The organism is Polaromonas sp. P1_G2, from assembly GCF_056405515.1.
Genome location: NZ_JBFUBY010000829.1, coordinates 1 through 543, shown reverse-complemented (window position 1 = coordinate 543; position 543 = coordinate 1). Strand labels below are relative to the sequence as shown.

The following is a 543-nucleotide window of genomic DNA, read 5'->3' as shown; positions in this document are numbered from 1 at the left end:
CCTGCGTATCATGCAGATGCTCCCGGCCATTGGTGAAGGCCACGGCGCCAGCTTCCTTGAGCAGGCCGATCTCGGTCATCTCTCCGCCGGCCAGTCCCTTGGTCAGGGCTGCGGCCGGATAGATGTTGACCGGGGAGGCGTCGCGGGCATTCTTGCGGACGAATTCGACCAGGGCGACATCGTCGATCACCGGGTCTGTATCGGGCATCATGATGAAGGACGTGATGCCACCTGCCGCGGCGGCCTTGCCGGCCGAGGCGATGGTTTCGCGGTGCTCGCCGCCGGGTTCGCCGGTGAAGACCGAGGCGTCGATCAGGCCGGGGACGGCGAGGAGATTGCTGCAATCGCGCACGACTGCACCGCCGGGCGCGCCCTGGTTCAACGCCTCGCGGCCAGCAGCCTCGATCTTGCCATCGCGTATGATGATCGTGCCGGTCTCGTCGAGGTTACGCGACGGGTCGACGATGCGGGCGTTCTGGAGGACGGTGACGGCGCTCATACGCGTTCTCCCAGATTCTCGTTGACCAGCAGGGCCTCCATGAC

General features: G+C 65.9%; 1 protein-coding gene. It reads right to left on the bottom strand.

The window, feature by feature from the left end:
• A partial coding sequence (locus tag AC1D0P_RS27845; RefSeq protein ID WP_477679687.1) for an amidohydrolase family protein occupies nt 1-499 on the bottom strand: 499 nt, incomplete at its 3' end.
• Between the last annotated feature and the right edge of the window lie 44 nt (nt 500-543).